This is a genomic window from Marisediminitalea alba (assembly GCF_002993365.1).
GTDB lineage: Bacteria > Pseudomonadota > Gammaproteobacteria > Enterobacterales > Alteromonadaceae > Alteromonas > Alteromonas alba.
Map to the genome: position 1 here is coordinate 18379 of NZ_PVNP01000188.1, position 14687 is coordinate 33065.

At 49.4% G+C, this 14687-nt stretch carries 13 protein-coding genes and 5 tRNA genes; 12 read left to right on the forward strand and 6 right to left on the reverse strand.

What is annotated here, in order from left to right:
* Window positions 1–14: 14 nt before the first annotated feature.
* Window positions 15–938 (forward strand): histone deacetylase family protein, encoded by a 924-nt coding sequence (locus C6Y40_RS16870; protein WP_170308521.1) that lies wholly within the window; start codon window positions 15–17, stop codon window positions 936–938.
* Here the strand turns inward: C6Y40_RS16870 and C6Y40_RS16875 are convergent.
* The 4 genes from C6Y40_RS16875 to tsaA all read right to left on the reverse strand — a co-directional run bounded on the left by C6Y40_RS16875 (window position 935) and on the right by tsaA (window position 5128).
* Window positions 935–1879, reverse strand: a complete 945-nt coding sequence (locus C6Y40_RS16875) for a phospholipase A (RefSeq protein WP_240621997.1) — start codon at window positions 1877–1879, stop codon at window positions 935–937. The two genes, C6Y40_RS16870 and C6Y40_RS16875, sit on opposite strands and share 4 nt — an antisense overlap.
* On the reverse strand, window positions 1857–2708 hold the full coding sequence (locus C6Y40_RS16880) for an MBL fold metallo-hydrolase (RefSeq protein WP_105935580.1): 852 nt from the start codon (window positions 2706–2708) through the stop codon (window positions 1857–1859). The genes C6Y40_RS16875 and C6Y40_RS16880 overlap by 23 nt, the downstream gene beginning before the upstream one ends.
* Before the next feature lie 48 nt (window positions 2709–2756).
* The gene (locus C6Y40_RS16885; protein WP_420836941.1) at window positions 2757–4352 is read right to left on the reverse strand and encodes a proline--tRNA ligase; all 1596 of its coding nucleotides are present in this window, start codon (window positions 4350–4352) and stop codon (window positions 2757–2759) included.
* A gap of 62 nt (window positions 4353–4414) precedes the next feature.
* Complete coding sequence (tsaA, locus tag C6Y40_RS16890; protein ID WP_105935665.1) at window positions 4415–5128, reverse strand: tRNA (N6-threonylcarbamoyladenosine(37)-N6)-methyltransferase TrmO; 714 nt, start codon at window positions 5126–5128, stop codon at window positions 4415–4417.
* A 285-nt stretch (window positions 5129–5413) separates the two neighbouring features.
* Between tsaA and C6Y40_RS16895 the strand changes: the two genes are divergently transcribed.
* Genes C6Y40_RS16895 through C6Y40_RS16910 form a run of 4 tightly spaced genes read left to right on the forward strand, consistent with a single transcriptional unit; the run spans window position 5414 to window position 9909 of the window.
* Window positions 5414–6343 carry an ABC transporter ATP-binding protein gene (locus C6Y40_RS16895; protein WP_105935666.1) on the forward strand — a complete coding sequence of 310 codons (930 nt, stop codon included), beginning with the start codon at window positions 5414–5416 and terminating at the stop codon, window positions 6341–6343.
* On the forward strand, window positions 6336–7070 hold the full coding sequence (locus C6Y40_RS16900; protein WP_105935582.1) for an ABC transporter permease subunit: 735 nt from the start codon (window positions 6336–6338) through the stop codon (window positions 7068–7070). Before C6Y40_RS16895 ends, C6Y40_RS16900 begins: the two co-directional genes overlap by 8 nt.
* Before the next feature lie 2 nt (window positions 7071–7072).
* On the forward strand, window positions 7073–8941 hold the full coding sequence (locus C6Y40_RS16905) for a Gldg family protein (protein WP_105935583.1): 1869 nt from the start codon (window positions 7073–7075) through the stop codon (window positions 8939–8941).
* Complete coding sequence (locus C6Y40_RS16910) at window positions 8938–9909, forward strand: DUF4340 domain-containing protein (RefSeq protein ID WP_105935584.1); 972 nt, start codon at window positions 8938–8940, stop codon at window positions 9907–9909. The genes C6Y40_RS16905 and C6Y40_RS16910 overlap by 4 nt, the downstream gene beginning before the upstream one ends.
* A gap of 19 nt (window positions 9910–9928) precedes the next feature.
* On the opposite strand, the gene C6Y40_RS16915 is transcribed toward C6Y40_RS16910, so the two are convergent.
* Window positions 9929–10486, reverse strand: a complete 558-nt coding sequence (locus tag C6Y40_RS16915) for a DUF1415 domain-containing protein (RefSeq protein WP_105935585.1) — start codon at window positions 10484–10486, stop codon at window positions 9929–9931.
* A 9-nt stretch (window positions 10487–10495) separates the two neighbouring features.
* Window positions 10496–11350, reverse strand: coding sequence for a bifunctional methylenetetrahydrofolate dehydrogenase/methenyltetrahydrofolate cyclohydrolase FolD (gene folD / locus C6Y40_RS16920; protein WP_105935586.1), 855 nt, complete (start codon window positions 11348–11350; stop codon window positions 10496–10498).
* Window positions 11351–11603: 253 nt separating this feature from the next.
* Here folD and C6Y40_RS16925 point away from each other — a divergent pair.
* From C6Y40_RS16925 to clpP, 7 genes are all read left to right on the forward strand, one after another.
* Window positions 11604–11680, forward strand: a tRNA-Pro gene (locus C6Y40_RS16925).
* A gap of 26 nt (window positions 11681–11706) precedes the next feature.
* Window positions 11707–11783: transfer RNA gene (locus tag C6Y40_RS16930), tRNA-Arg, on the forward strand.
* Between the two features lie 86 nt (window positions 11784–11869).
* Window positions 11870–11945, forward strand: a tRNA-His gene (locus tag C6Y40_RS16935).
* A 7-nt stretch (window positions 11946–11952) separates the two neighbouring features.
* A tRNA-Leu gene (locus tag C6Y40_RS16940) sits at window positions 11953–12037 on the forward strand.
* A gap of 33 nt (window positions 12038–12070) precedes the next feature.
* A tRNA-Pro gene (locus tag C6Y40_RS16945) sits at window positions 12071–12147 on the forward strand.
* Between the two features lie 476 nt (window positions 12148–12623).
* Window positions 12624–13928 carry a trigger factor gene (gene tig, locus C6Y40_RS16950; RefSeq protein ID WP_105935587.1) on the forward strand — a complete coding sequence of 435 codons (1305 nt, stop codon included), beginning with the start codon at window positions 12624–12626 and terminating at the stop codon, window positions 13926–13928.
* Window positions 13929–14024: 96 nt separating this feature from the next.
* Window positions 14025–14654 (forward strand): ATP-dependent Clp endopeptidase proteolytic subunit ClpP, encoded by a 630-nt coding sequence (clpP, locus tag C6Y40_RS16955; protein WP_105935588.1) that lies wholly within the window; start codon window positions 14025–14027, stop codon window positions 14652–14654.
* The last annotated feature ends 33 nt before the right edge of the window (window positions 14655–14687 follow it).

A 14687-nucleotide genomic window follows, 5' to 3' on the forward strand; every position in this document is an offset into this window, starting at 1 on the left:
CTTGTGTAACAGAAATGGACAACGTTGGTATTTTGCAGCATCTGGTTTTCCACCCTATTTACAGTCAGCTCGAGTTGCCGGTCCGGCATCGTTTTCCCATCGAAAAATACCAGGGGATCCATGATGCCCTGTGCGCTGGTGGCGTATCGGAGTCAGCGTTTACAACGCCAACACCGGTTGGCAGGGATACACTGACCAATTGGTATGATGCCAGTTATGTTGATGCATTAATTGGTGGCACCCTGGATACCAAGGCAATGCGTCGCATTGGTTTTCCCTGGTCTGAACAACTGATTAAACGCAGTCTCACCGCAGTAGGTGGTACCCTCAAAACCGCCGAGCTGGCATTGGCGCATGGATTGGCGCTTAACCTTACCGGTGGTTATCATCACGCTGGTGCAGATTGGGGCTCTGGTTTTTGTTTATTTAATGATTTGTATCTTGCCGCCAGGCAAATGCTCACCAATCCCGGCATCGATTCGGTGCTCATTATTGATTTGGATGTGCATCAGGGGGATGGGACCGCGCTACTCGCTCAGGATGATACAGCAGTGATCACCTTGTCGTTGCATGGCGAGAAAAACTTTCCTCACCGTAAGCAACAGTCTGATATGGATTTCCCTTTACCCAAGGGGATGACGGATGAACCTTACCTGGCTACGTTGGATGAGGCGCTGAGTGTAGCTGAGAGACTGTATGCACCGGACGCCATAATCTATGACGCAGGTGTGGATGTGCATGAAAACGACGATTTAGGGCTGTTAAATATCACTACCGCTGGTGTTTATCAGCGCGACTGTATGGTGTTTGATTGGTGTCGTCGACATAACCTGCCGGTGGCTTGTGTTATTGGCGGCGGCTATCAGCGGGATATCAATGCGTTGGTAGACGTGCACCTGCAGATGTACCGGGCGGCAGGGGTTATTCCGCAGCGCTAAAATGCCGCCAGCTGGAATCCCAGACCGATGCGGTTCTGGCGGCGATCATAGTCAATCAGGCTATCACCATAGCCATTAAAATACTGCAATACTACTTCATAACGGGGAGATACCGGGTAACTCACGGACAGCTCCAGGCTACCTCGGTTGTTATCAAACTCCAGGTTATTGCGCAGGCGGGCAAATAAACCAAAACCTTTGATGCGTGTGCCATAGCCAAGTTCAATTCGGCCATAATAGTGATTAATTCTGGGATTATCATCGCCGCTGGGATCTTCCGGGGAGGTTTTTTCATCTTCCGGAATGCGATACCAGGTGCGCAAATAATAGATACCGTCAGCATCGCTGAACAAACTGGTCAGCATAATGCGGTTCCAGCTGCGCGAGCGAAGTTCACTCTGACCGTTAGACATGTGGTTAAAGCCCAGCTGCAGGGCATTAAAATCGATACCAAGGAGCTTTATATCGGTATTCCACTGATAAAAAATTTCCGGCTCGTAGTTGGTTTCCCGGAAAGGCTTGGACACTTCACTGTTATAAAGTTGCCAGAATGAAGTGAGCGTAAAGCCAAAATAAACGCCCTCTACGGAGTCGGGTTGGGTGTAAAGAGGCAGTTTTACGCTAATCTGAAATTTTGCCTCTTTATTATCCACGTTATTTTCAGTGAGTCCGGCATTGCCCAACGCATTGGGGTTATCCACATAAGTAAACGGCAGAAAATAGTTGCGTTTGTACTGGGTAATCGCAAAGGCGTTATTTAACAGGTGTTTATCGGCCTCGAAGCGCTTTTTAAACAGGCTTGGCCGGGCAATCAGGCCGCTTTGCTGTTCCTGGGTTGCTACTTCGCTTTGTTGCTCGTTATCGTCGCAATAGCCGAATACAGAGGTTGTCAGCAGCACCAGGCCAAGAGCTAAGCGTTTAAGACTGAGCGGTAAAATCAATGGTGAGTCCCTCATGGGCTGCAATCAACTGCAATGGCGATTCTGCAATGGTGATGTACTGGTTGCAGTGGTCGATGATGTCATCGATGTCCTTGTCGGTGCGGCTCGGATCATGACTATACAGAGCCAGGCGTTTGGCGTTACATGCCATGGCCAGTTTTACTGCTTCTTCGGCTACCGAATGCCCCCAGCCACTTTTGGTGGGCATGTCAGATAACATGTACTGAGCATCATGAATAATTAAATCTGCGTTTCTGGCAAATTCCACAAAGGTCAGGAAATCGGTTTCTTTTTTATAGGGAGGGTAGAGCTCATTATCAGTAATATAAGCCACCTTAAAGCCATTTTCCGAAACCGAATAGGCACTGCCTTTACCCGGATGATTCATAGGCAAACGTGCAATGGTTGCGCCGTTGAGCTTCCACGTATCGATGTTTTCTGGCTGTGGCGTGATAGTAATTTTCGAGCGCAATGCCGAAAAGGGAACCGGGAAAACCGAGCCCTGCATTTGTTTAATGATGGCATCGTTTTCGGGCAGTGATGTTTGCCCCGGGGTGATAAATATTTCACGGTCCGGTTGATAAATGGGAGTGAAAAATGGGAACCCCTGAATATGATCCCAGTGATTGTGGGTCAGCAGAATATGAATTGGGGTCTGCTTTTTAACCAGCTTATCGCCAAGGAGCCGGATGCCGGTACCGGCATCGAGGGAAATATCGGTGCCGTCACTCAGCTCGATATGCACGCACGCAGTGTTTCCCCCATAACGCACATACTCTGCGCCCGGTGTTGGAATGGAACCTCTTACACCATAGAAGGTTAACTGCATGCTGACTCCTTACCTAACGGGATCCGCCGGATGGCTTATCCCGTTATACTACAATCCGCCGATAAACGCGGTGACTTCCGTTAATTGTAATAAAGATTTCTCACCGGTGCGGCGATTTTTATACTCAACCAGTTGTTCATCAAGGTTGCGCTCGCCAATTACGATACTGTGAGGTATTCCTACCAGCTCCATATCTTTAAACATTACGCCCGGACGTTCTTTACGATCGTCAAACAAGACTTCCACGCCTGCGGCGGTCAGCTCTGCGTAGAGTGCTTCGGCTGCTTCCATAATACGCTGTGATTTATGCATGTTCATGGGGATCAGCGCTACCTTAAATGGTGCGATTGGATCGGGCCAGATAATGCCGTGCTCGTCGTGATTTTGCTCAATTGCCGCAGCAACCACGCGTGATACACCAATACCGTAGCAACCCATACTCAGGATTTCATGTTTACCGTTTTCGTTCAGCACGCCACAGCCCATAGCTTCAGAGTATTTATCACCGAGCTGGAAGATATGACCGACTTCGATACCGCGCTTAATTTCGATGGTGCCATTACCACAAGGTGATGGGTCACCGGCTTCGATGTTGCGCAGGTCTGCAGCGGTAATTTTCTCCGCGTAAGCTTGGTGTTTTAACGCCGCCGCCACAACGTAATCGGCAAATACCGGCACTTTCACGCTAGCCAGATCGATGTCATTGCTCGTGGCGCCCAGCACAGCTGATACGGTTTCATCATTGGCGGTAATCAAAGGAGCGGCAACACCGCTAAGCTTTTCGGCTTTAATATCGTTGAGTGTGTGACCGGCTGCCAGAACCAGCAGTACCCAGTTGTTGGCATCAGCTTCGCCGTTTTCGTCGGCAGCCTGTACCAGCACATATTGCAGGCCGTCTACGCTGGCACTTTCAACTTGTTGCGTTTGTGCCAGTTCTACGTTGGCTGCATAGTCTGAGCCGTTGGAGAAAGCGATGTTATCTTCGCCAGACTCTGCCAGTACATGGAATTCATGGGACACGCTGCCGCCAATTGAGCCGGTATCGGCCATTACCGGGCGGTAATCGAGCTGCATGCGTTCAAAAATTTTGCAGTACGCGCCGTACATGGCGTCGTAGGTATCCTGCAATGATTCCTGGGTAATATGGAAAGAGTAGGCATCTTTCATGGTGAATTCACGGCCGCGCATAATACCAAAGCGAGGACGTACTTCATCACGGAACTTGGTTTGAATCTGGTACAGGTTAAGCGGCAGTTGCTTGTAGCTGCTGATTTCGTTACGAACCAGGGCGGTGATTACTTCTTCGTGGGTCGGGCCTAACACGAAATCGCGCTGGTGACGGTCTTTAATGCGCAGTAATTCCGGACCGTATTCTTCCCAGCGTCCTGTCTCCTGCCACAGATCCGCAGGTTGCACTACCGGCATTAACACTTCAATCGCCCCGGCTTTGTTCATTTCTTCGCGAACAATATTGGCGACCTTGTTCAGCACCCGCAAACCGGTTGGCAGCCAGGTGTACAGTCCGGAGGCTAGTTTACGAATGAGACCAGCCCGAAGCATAAGCTGATGACTAATTACCTCAGCGTCAGCAGGGGTTTCTTTTTGTGTGGCTAATAAATACTGACTAGTGCGCATTGATGGCATATACCCGTTGGATGATTACAAAACCCGCGTATTCTAGCAGTGTTAAGAGCGCTAAAATAGCCCTAACAGACCTGTTCCAGTGATGTCACCAGGACTTTGCCGTTTTGCACAACCCATTGTATGTCACGATCGTAAAAAATCACCTGATAAGTCTTAGGATCGTTGTCTTGTGATTGTCGGTAAGCCGGGCGAGGATCCTGGCTTAAACACTGGATTATCAGGGCTTGTAAATCACTGTGAGGCTGGGCGCTTAACTGCGCTGTTGCCTGCTTAGTGAAATGCACCTCCCTGGCGGGGAGCGGGTGCTCATCGAGCAAATGCGCCTCGGCATCGGTCACGTTATCGGAGTAGGGAAGGTAAGGCTTGATATCGATAACTGGCGTGCCATTCAGTAAGTCAATGCCGCCTACATTGAGCTGCCACTGACCATTGAGTTGCTCAGCGCCCAGGTTTTTCACCACTGACATACCTATACCATTAGGCCGAAACGTACTGCGAGAAGCAAATACCCCAATGCGATTGTTACCGCCAAGACGTGGCGCGCGGACTGTAGGAGTCCAGCCCTTCTCGAGATTTTCGTGAAATAAAAATAACAACCACAGATGGGAATAGGTTTCTATACCACGCAGACAGTTTGCGTCGTTGAAGGGAGGCGTCAGTCGCACACTGCCCCGGGCATTGGCTAAAGCTGGTTGGCGGGGAATGGCAAATTTTTGTTTAAATGGTGAGGCGATATGGCCGATGGGGGTTAACCCAAAGGCAGAAGGTTCGGACATAAATTGCAACACTTCTGTAGTTAGACTGAAACAAATTTCAAACATTTATTCGCTATAGTAGCGCCGCTATCTAATTACTGGTAGTCCCTGGAACACTTTAGCCCGCCTCTGCGCGGGCTTTTTTTGCCCGCTGCGCACATAAGTCATCAAATTGCTGATTTTTTACATGATTGAAAATCCCGCGTATGCCAATATATAGCACTAACCACATACCTTGGTCTTTTGCAGTAAGTCACAGCAATGCACAAAGGCACTGTTAAACAGTAGATCGTAAATAGGATGGCTATGATCTCGGTAAAAAATTTATCTAAATTTTACGACCATTTTAAAGCAGTCGATAACCTTTCTTTCGACATTTCGCCCGGCAATATCGTGGGCTTTCTGGGGCCGAATGGCGCAGGTAAGTCTACCACCATGAAAATGCTGACCGGATTTCTGCCACCCAGTGAGGGAGAAATTTTTATAAAGGAACGGTCAATCGACAGCGATGCGAAAGCAATTCAGCGGGATATTGGTTACCTGCCAGAAGGCGCTCCGGCGTATGGGGACATGACGGTGTGGCAATTTTTGCACTTCATTGCCGATGTCAGAAGGTTAAAAGGGTCCCACCGTAAAGAGCGCCTGTACGATGTGATTCATCGCGTTGAGCTCGGTGATGTGCTGAACCGGCCCATCGACAATCTTTCCAAAGGCTTTAAACGCCGGGTAGGGCTGGCTCAGGCAATTTTGCACGATCCGGATATTCTTATTCTGGATGAACCAACGGACGGACTCGACCCCAACCAGAAACACCATGTCCGGCAGCTGATTGAAGATCTGTCACGGGAAAAAATTGTGATTATTTCTACTCATATTCTGGAGGAAGTCGCGGCGGTGTGTAACCGGGTGATGATTATCGCCGACGGGCAATTACGCTTCGACGATACACCGGAAGTACTCAGGCACCGATCGCGGTACTGTAATGCGGTGAGCCTGCGTCTTAGCTATGCCGCTGACATTTCCGGCCTGGCCGAACTGGAAGGGGTAGATGAAATGGAAATCGATCGCAAGACCGGTGTGGTAACCTTGTTTCCGGAACCTGGCAAACATATCTTCCATGCCATTAATGAATATGTCACCCAACGGCGTTTACCGGTGGATACGCTGACTCTTGAGACCGGCCGTCTCGATGAAGTGTTTCGTGATATCACCACGGCGGAGGTGGCCAATGGGTAATATCTGGATTGTCACCAAACGGGAATTTGCGAGCTTTTTCGCCACCCCGGTCGCTTACGTTTTTATTGCTATCTTTTTAATGCTATCAGGCATTTTTACTTTCTTTATCGGCAATCTGTATGAACGGGGCCAGGCCGATTTGATCCCGTTTTTTAACTTTCACCCCTGGCTGTATCTATTTCTGGTGCCAGCTATAGCCATGCGCAGTTGGGCGGAGGAACGGAAGTCCGGCTCCATTGAGTTACTTATGACCCTGCCAATCAGTGTGGCTGAAGCCGTACTGGGTAAATTTATTGCGGCCTGGCTGGTACTCGGCCTTGCATTGGCGCTTACCTTTCCGCTCTGGCTCAGTGTTGATTTCCTTGGTGAACCAGACCACGGCATTATTGTGGCCGCCTATATTGGTAGCTGGCTTATGGCCGGCGCTTTTCTGGCTATCAGTACCTGTATGTCGGCGTTTACCCGTAATCAGGTGGTGGCGTTTATTCTGGCAGTGGTAGTGTGCTTCCTGTTTGTAGTCTCGGGTAGCAGCATCGTATTGGATGCTTTTCAGCCCTGGGCCGGAAACCTTATCCTCGATACCGTCGCCAGTTTCAGTTTTCTGAGCCATTTTGAGGCCATGGCCAAAGGTGTACTGGCACTGAATGATGTGGGCTATTTCTTTATCATTATGGTGGTTTGGCTGTATGCCAGCCTGATTGTTATTGAACAGAAAAAGGCGGATTAACCATGCAGAAATTAATCGCTTTTTTAACCCTTTTATTACTGGCCGTGTTGTGTCTGGGGCTGGTGGTTATTAATAATGAAATGCTGGGTGATTACCGTATCGACCTCACCGAGGATAAGGTGTATTCCCTGTCTGAGGGAAGCCAGCGGGTGTTGAATGATATCGATGAACCCATCGTACTTAATTTTTATTTCTCTGATACCGCCTCTAAGGGCATGACGTCGTTGCGTAACTACGCCAACCGGGTGCAAAGTTTACTGGAAGAGTATGAATCCCGGGCAAACGGCAAAATTACCTTAAATGTTATCGACCCTGAGCCTTTTTCAGAAGCAGAAGATCGGGCCAACCAATTTGGCCTGACCGGCGCAACTCTTGGCCCGGTAGGTGATGCCATTTACTTTGGTCTGGCTGGTACGAATGCGGTAGACAGTCAGTTTACGATAAACTTTTTCGATCCGCAGAAAGAACGATTCCTTGAGTATGATATCAGCAAACTAATTTATCAGCTCAGTGAGCCTGAGCCGGTTCAGTTGACGCTGCTTACCGACATTAACCTGATGGGCGGGCAAAACCCAATGAGCGGTCAGGTGACGCCTGCCATGACGTTTTACAGTCAGCTAGGTCAGTTATACGAGATCACAACCATTGGCAGTGATGCCGCACAAATTCCGGAAAATACCGACGTGCTGGTGGTTATTCACCCACAAAATCTGAGCGAGTCATTGCAATATTCTATTGATCAGTTCGCCATGCGGCAGGGGCGGATCCTGTTATTTGTGGATCCTCACTATGAGTCGGATGCTATGGCCATGATGGGCTCTTTGCAAGCGAATAAGTCTGACTTTGGCTTGCTGGAAAGCTGGGGGATTGATGCCGGGCTTGATTCGGTGATACTCGATGGTCGTCTGGGACTGGATATTCGCACGCCTGAAGGTGCGGTAACCCGCCACCCTGGTATTATCGGCCTGACCGGTGAGCAACTAAATCGCGAAGATGTGGTCACGTCCAACCTGGAGCTGGTTAACGGTTCGTCCTTCGCGCCTCTTAAGCTGGCTGAGGGCAGTAATTTAACCCTTACGCCACTGGCCTATTCGTCTGCAGATGCGGTGATAGTGGATGGCGCTGAGTACGCTCTAACTCAGGACCCACAAGCATTGCAGCGGATGCTTGATAGTTCGGAAACCCAGCGTATTACCCTGGCAGCACGGTTTAGTGGTCCGGCGACATCGGCATTTACCCAGGCACCGGCAACAGAATCCGCCAGTGAGCTTAATATGGCCCACGTGAGCCGAACCACTAAATTAAACCTGATTGTGTTTAGCGATGCCGACCTGCTGGCCGACCGCTTTTGGGTGCAGCAGGCGAATTTCTTTGGTGAAACGATTTACACGCCGTTTGCCAACAACGGCGATGCTATTATTAACGCCAGTGAAAACCTGGCAGGCAGTGATGCACTGATCAGTATTCGCGGTCGGGGCACCTACGCACGGCCGTTTGAACAGGTGCAGGCATTGCAGGTAGCGGCAGAAGCCCGTTTCCGCGAACAGGAAGAGCGCTTGCAAAATCAGCTCCAGCAAACAGAAGAACAGTTAGCCCAGCTGCAAAATGTGCAGACTGAGTCTGGCGCGCTAACGCTGACCCCGGAGCAACAGGCTGCTCTGGATACATTTATTGCACAGCGCAACGAAATTCGCCGGGAACTACGGGACGTTCGTTATCAGTTGGAAAGGGATATTGATCAGTTGGGTAACTATCTCAAGCTGTTAAACATAGCCATCAGCCCTTTATTACTGGTCACTGTGCTGTGGGGGCTAGCGCGTTTGCTCCGCCGCAGAGCAGGGAAGAAAACACTGGAGGCCATCGGATCATGACCCGTGTTGTTATATTATTTTTACTCGTCGTAGTGACTTTGGGAGCCGGCTATTATTTGGTAGTTAAACGTCATCCCGAGCAGACCTCTCAGTCTCATTTACTGTTGGGCGGACTGGCGTCACAAAGTCATTCGCTGACGCAAATAACCATCGAAAATACAGAAGGGCCACTATTTAAAGCGCGTCGGGAAGGCGAGCAGTGGTTTGCTACCCATCTGGATTCGGTAATGACCTTTCCGGTTGATGTGGAAACACTGGCTGGTTTCGTTAGTGCCCTGTCCCAGGCGCATATTATTGAGCCGAAAACCGCTAAGGCGTCGCGCTATGCATTGCTTGGCGTAGAGCCTGTTACTCAGCCGGGCGCACAAAGTACCCTGCTAACTATTGCCACGGATACTCAGCAATGGCGCGTGGTACTTGGTAATCTGGCGTCCAGTGGTCTTGGCCGATACGCGCGGGAGCCGTCGCAGCAGCAGAGTTATCTGATAGACGAAACCTTGCCGTTACCGCTTACGCCTTATGAGTGGTTGTTGCCTGACGTGATTGACGCCGGACTTACTACACTTAAGTCCATCGTTATCGATAAAGACCCGGCTTTTACCCTTTATAAAGGCACCGAGGGCAACTGGCAGCTCAGTGAGAATAAGTTACCGCTGGCTTATCCTGGCGTGCTGGCTCATACCCTGAACGACATTGTTAACTTCGAATACGACAGTGTTGCACCGCTAATAAATGCGCCTGCTGCAGCGCAACTTCGTCGTACCATCGATATCACTGCCGAAGACGGTAAATTGTTAACCATGACACTGTATCAGATGGATGACGACGAAGGTGGTTACTCATTGTTGCTGGCCGGCGATCTGGTAGCGGCTCCTCTTACTGAGTGGATGTTCCGGCTGACTGACTTTCAGGCGCGGGGGCTGTTAACGCCTAAAGCGGAGTTACTGCAACAGCCGGATAGTCCTTAACACCTGTCGCTTGCGGTTGTCAGCGCGGAGCTTTACACGCTCTAAGCTGAGCCCGCAGGGCCGCTTCGCCAAGCGTTTCGGTGGTATCGATGTTGGTTTGCGGGATGGACTCGGGATCGGGGTGGTGCGCCAATGCCTGCTCCATTTCGGCTTCACGAATAATGTGGATCACCGGGTGAGGAGCACGATTGGTAAAATGACTGGGCGCATTTTCCGCTTCCCCGGCAAACAGGTAGTAGGGATGAAAGCTGGCCAGCTGGTATTCCCCTTCATAGCCCCAGTGATTCAGAGATTGCTGAGCGACATCCACTAACATCAAATAGTCATCAAACTGCTGCCAGCCGTCAGACAACACCATCAGGGTGGTGGAGGTATGGCTGGTGGTATCCAGATGCAGAAATTCATCGTGCAATGCCTCCAGCACCCGGGCCATGTCTGATGAGGCGATGTCCACAAAACGGATGCGCTGCTGGTCTCGCACAAAGCGGGCAAAGGGGCAGAAATTATGGCCAATAACCATATCATCAAGCCAGCGCTGCACATGCAGGCAGGCTGGCGTCTCGGGGCTGTAAGTCATGACTTTGAATTAAGAATGGAATTTAACGTAGGCTTCCAGCGTGTTTTCAATCAGGCTGGCAACAGTCATGGGGCCAACACCGCCGGGTACCGGCGTAATCCAGCCTGCGCGTTCTACCGCTTTATCAAATTCCACGTCACCGACCAGTGAACCGGCAGCGGTGCGGTTAATACCCACATCAATCACGATTGCGCCGGGTTTGATCCAGTCGCCTGGTATAAAAGCGGGCTTACCTACGGCCACTACCAACAAATCGGCGCGGCTAACGTGGCATTTTAAATCCTGGGTGAATTTATGGCAGGTAGTCACTGTACAACCAGCCAGCAGCAGCTCCAGCGACATGGGGCGACCCACAATGTTAGAGGCGCCAACAATCACGGCATCCAACCCTTTTACCGGACGTTTAGTGGCTTCAATCATGGTCATGATGCCTTTTGGGGTGCAGGGGCGTAAAGCCGGGATGCGCTGCGCCAGCCGGCCGATATTATACGGGTGGAAACCATCAACGTCTTTGTGGGGGTGGATGCGCTCAAGAATATGTTCGGCATCGAGTCCGGCAGGCAGTGGCAATTGAACCAGAATACCATCAATAGCCGGGTCTTCATTTAGTTCATCGACCAGGTCGAGCAACTGTTGTTGTGAAGTATCTGCCGGTAAATCATAAGAGCGGGAATTAAAACCCACTTCGTCACAGGCTTTACGTTTATTAGAAACATAAACCTGTGAAGCTGGATCGCTGCCAACCAGCACCACTGCCAAACCGGGCTCCCTTTTGCCTGCTTGCTTTAGTGAATCAACATATAAAGCGACGTCTCGTCGCACTTGTTTGGCAATAAGTTTGCCGTCAATCAAATGGGCGGTCATAGTTACTGGCTGCTTAATGAAGTAATTAATTAAAAACGATTGGACGTATATTTTCCCACAAGTATAGCGGCTAAGGCAAAACAACAAAGGTGAATTGTTGGTCCGGAGCGTAAATTTGACTAATTTTATATCGAGTTGTCGACTTTGTGAGCATACGATAATTTTAGGGTAAAAAAGTGTTTGACGAGGTAGGGGCAAGCCGGTAGTATGCGCACCCCGTAGCGGTGATGAAGTTCACGCCGATACGCAGGTTCGGTGAGTGGCGCAGCTTGGTAGCGCACTTGTTTTGGGTACAAGGGGTCGCAGGTTCAAATCCTGTCTCACCGACCACTTTTTTGCTAGCGAAGATTCGCCAAGCGTCCGTAGCTCAGCTGGATAGAGCAACGGCCTTCTAAGCCGTGGGTCGCAGGTTCGAATCCTGCCGGACGCGCCATCGCGAATTCGGCAGCTAAAATAGCGAAAAAGAAAATAATAGTTACCATACCACAACTATTATTTGTATAATGCAACACCTCAATGGTGGGCGTAGCTCAGTTGGTAGAGCCCCGGATTGTGATTCCGGTTGTCGTGGGTTCAAGTCCCATCGTCCACCCCATTTTCTCGCGGAAGTGGTGGAATTGGTAGACACGCTGGATTTAGGTTCCAGTGCTTCACGGCGTGAGAGTTCAAGTCTCTCCTTCCGCACCATTTACACCAGTTCTTAGCAACACAGATTAAAGTCGGTGAGTGGCGCAGCTTGGTAGCGCACTTGTTTTGGGTACAAGGGGTCGCAGGTTCAAATCCTGTCTCACCGACCATCTCTCTAATAGTCTACAACAATGCTTTTCAAAGAAAGCCGCAGACCCCTTGCTTTAAAAAGAGTAAAAGGGGGAGCAGTTCAGTACATTGTCCGGAACAATGTGCAACAGCGCTTTAGCGCTGGCCCTAAGGGCTGGACTTCCCAGACCAGTATTACCCACATCTTCATACTTATTGTTGTAAATACATGTAACGGTCTGTTGACCTGTTTTCTCTCTGCTTGGTTATCACGCTTTGCCTCCTTTAAGTGCCCGAAAATCACCAATTATATCTGCCTGTTCAGGGCGAAAACAGAAAGCGCCGATTTGTGCTCGACTCTGATGTTATCAAACTGTATACTACTGCGTCTTTTTAAGGCAGCGCGTAGATTATAGCGCGATGAAACGACCTCTTACCTGAGTTTTAACCACTGTTCTCAGTGGCGGGCGAGAGGCTGGAAAATAAAGCGTATTAGGCGCAAAGTTGAGGTAATACAATGCAAGTTTCAGTCGAGACGACTCAGGGTTTAGAACGCCGTCTTACTATTACTGTTCCTGCTGAGTCAGTAGATAACGCCGTTAAATCGCGTTTACAGCAATTAGCGAAAACTCAGCGTATTAACGGTTTCCGTCCAGGTAAAGTACCAGTAAGCGTAATCAAGAAACGTTACGGACAAGCGGTTCGTCAGGAAGTGGCTGGCGACGTTATGCAACAAAACTTCTATCAGGCTATCGTGCAGGAAAAAATCAATCCTGCTGGCATGCCTTCATTTGAACTGACCAAAGATCAGGACGGTGAAGACCTGGAATTTGTTGCCAAGTTTGAAGTCTACCCAGAAGTAGAAGTAAAAGGTGTAGACGACATCGAAATCGAAAAAACAGTTGTTGAGATCGCCGATGAAGATCTGGACAACATGTTAGAAACTCTGCAAAAGCAACACGGCGAGTGGAAAGAAGTTAAGCGTAAAGCGCGTAAAGATGACCGCATGGTTATTGACTTCGTAGGTACCATCGACGGTGAAGAGTTTGACGGCGGTAAAGCAGAAGACTTTACGCTGGAACTGGGTAAAGATCGCATGATCCCAGGCTTTGAAAAGCCACTGGTTGGTGCGAAGAAAGGTGAAGAAGTTATCGTTGACGTAACTTTCCCTGAAGATTACCACGCTGAAGCGCTGAAAGGTAAAGAAGCTCAATTCACCGTTAACGTGAAGAAAGTTGAAGGCCTGACACTGCCTAAGGTAGATGAAGAGTTTGCTAAACTGTTCGGTATCGAAGACGGTGACGTTGAAGCACTTAAAGCAGAAGTACGCAAGAACATGGAGCGTGAATTAGGCCAGACGCTTAAGACACAGCTTAAAGAAGAAGTGATTGCCAAGCTGCTTGAGAAAAACGAACTCGACCTGCCAGCAGCACTGGTTGATCAGGAAGTGAACGCACTTCGTGAACAGGCTAAACAGCGTTTCAGCCAACAGGGCGGTGGTCAAAACCTGCCAGACCTGCCAGCTGATCTATTTAAAGACAATGCACAGCGTCGCGTAAGCATCGGTCTGCTGCTGGGTGAAATCATCAAGCAAAACGATCTGAAAGCTGACCAGGAAAAAGTAGACAGCCTGATCGAAACTATGGCTTCTGCGTATGAAGATCCACAAGAAGTTGTTGATTACTACAAAAATAATCAGGAACTGATGCAACAAATGCAAAATGTTGCACTCGAAGAACAAGCGATCGAGTGGGTTGTTGGTCAGGCTAAAGTCACCGAAGTGAACAAGTCGTTTGACGAGGTTATGAACAAACAGGGGTAATTTTGCACTCCCAGATTGACTTAACCTACACGCAACTGTTTAAATGCTCGGTCTAGTCCGAGCATTTTTATTTCTGTAAGTACTTAAGGTAACCGCATAATGCAAAGCCCGTTAGATCCAATGAATGCACTGGTCCCCATGGTTGTTGAACAAACCGCGAAAGGGGAGCGTTCTTACGATATCTATTCTCGTCTGCTCAAAGAAAACGTCATTTTTCTGGTGGGTCAGGTTGAGGACCACATGGCCAACCTTATCGTGGCACAAATGTTATTCCTGGAAGCGGAAAATCCGGAAAAAGACATTTTCCTTTATATCAATTCTCCTGGTGGTTCTGTTACTGCGGGTATGGCAATTTACGACACCATGAAATTTATCAAACCTGATGTTAGCACCGTGTGTGTTGGCCAGGCTGCCAGCATGGGAGCGTTCCTGTTGTCAGGTGGTGCTAAAGGTAAACGTTACTGTTTACCGAATGCGCGGGTGATGATTCACCAGCCTTTAGGCGGTTTCCAGGGCCAGGCATCTGATTTTGAAATCCATGCCCGTGAAATCCTCAGCATCAAAGAAAAACTCAACCGACTGATGGCTGAGCATACCGGACAAGACTACGAAACCGTGGCTCGCGATACCGATCGCGACAACTTCTTAAGTGCAAGTGAAGCCAAAGCGTATGGTTTAATCGACCAGGTTTTAACAAACCGAACTGACGCATCCGCCACTAAGTAGTATAGTTATATAAGCCCGGCACTGGTTTTTGTG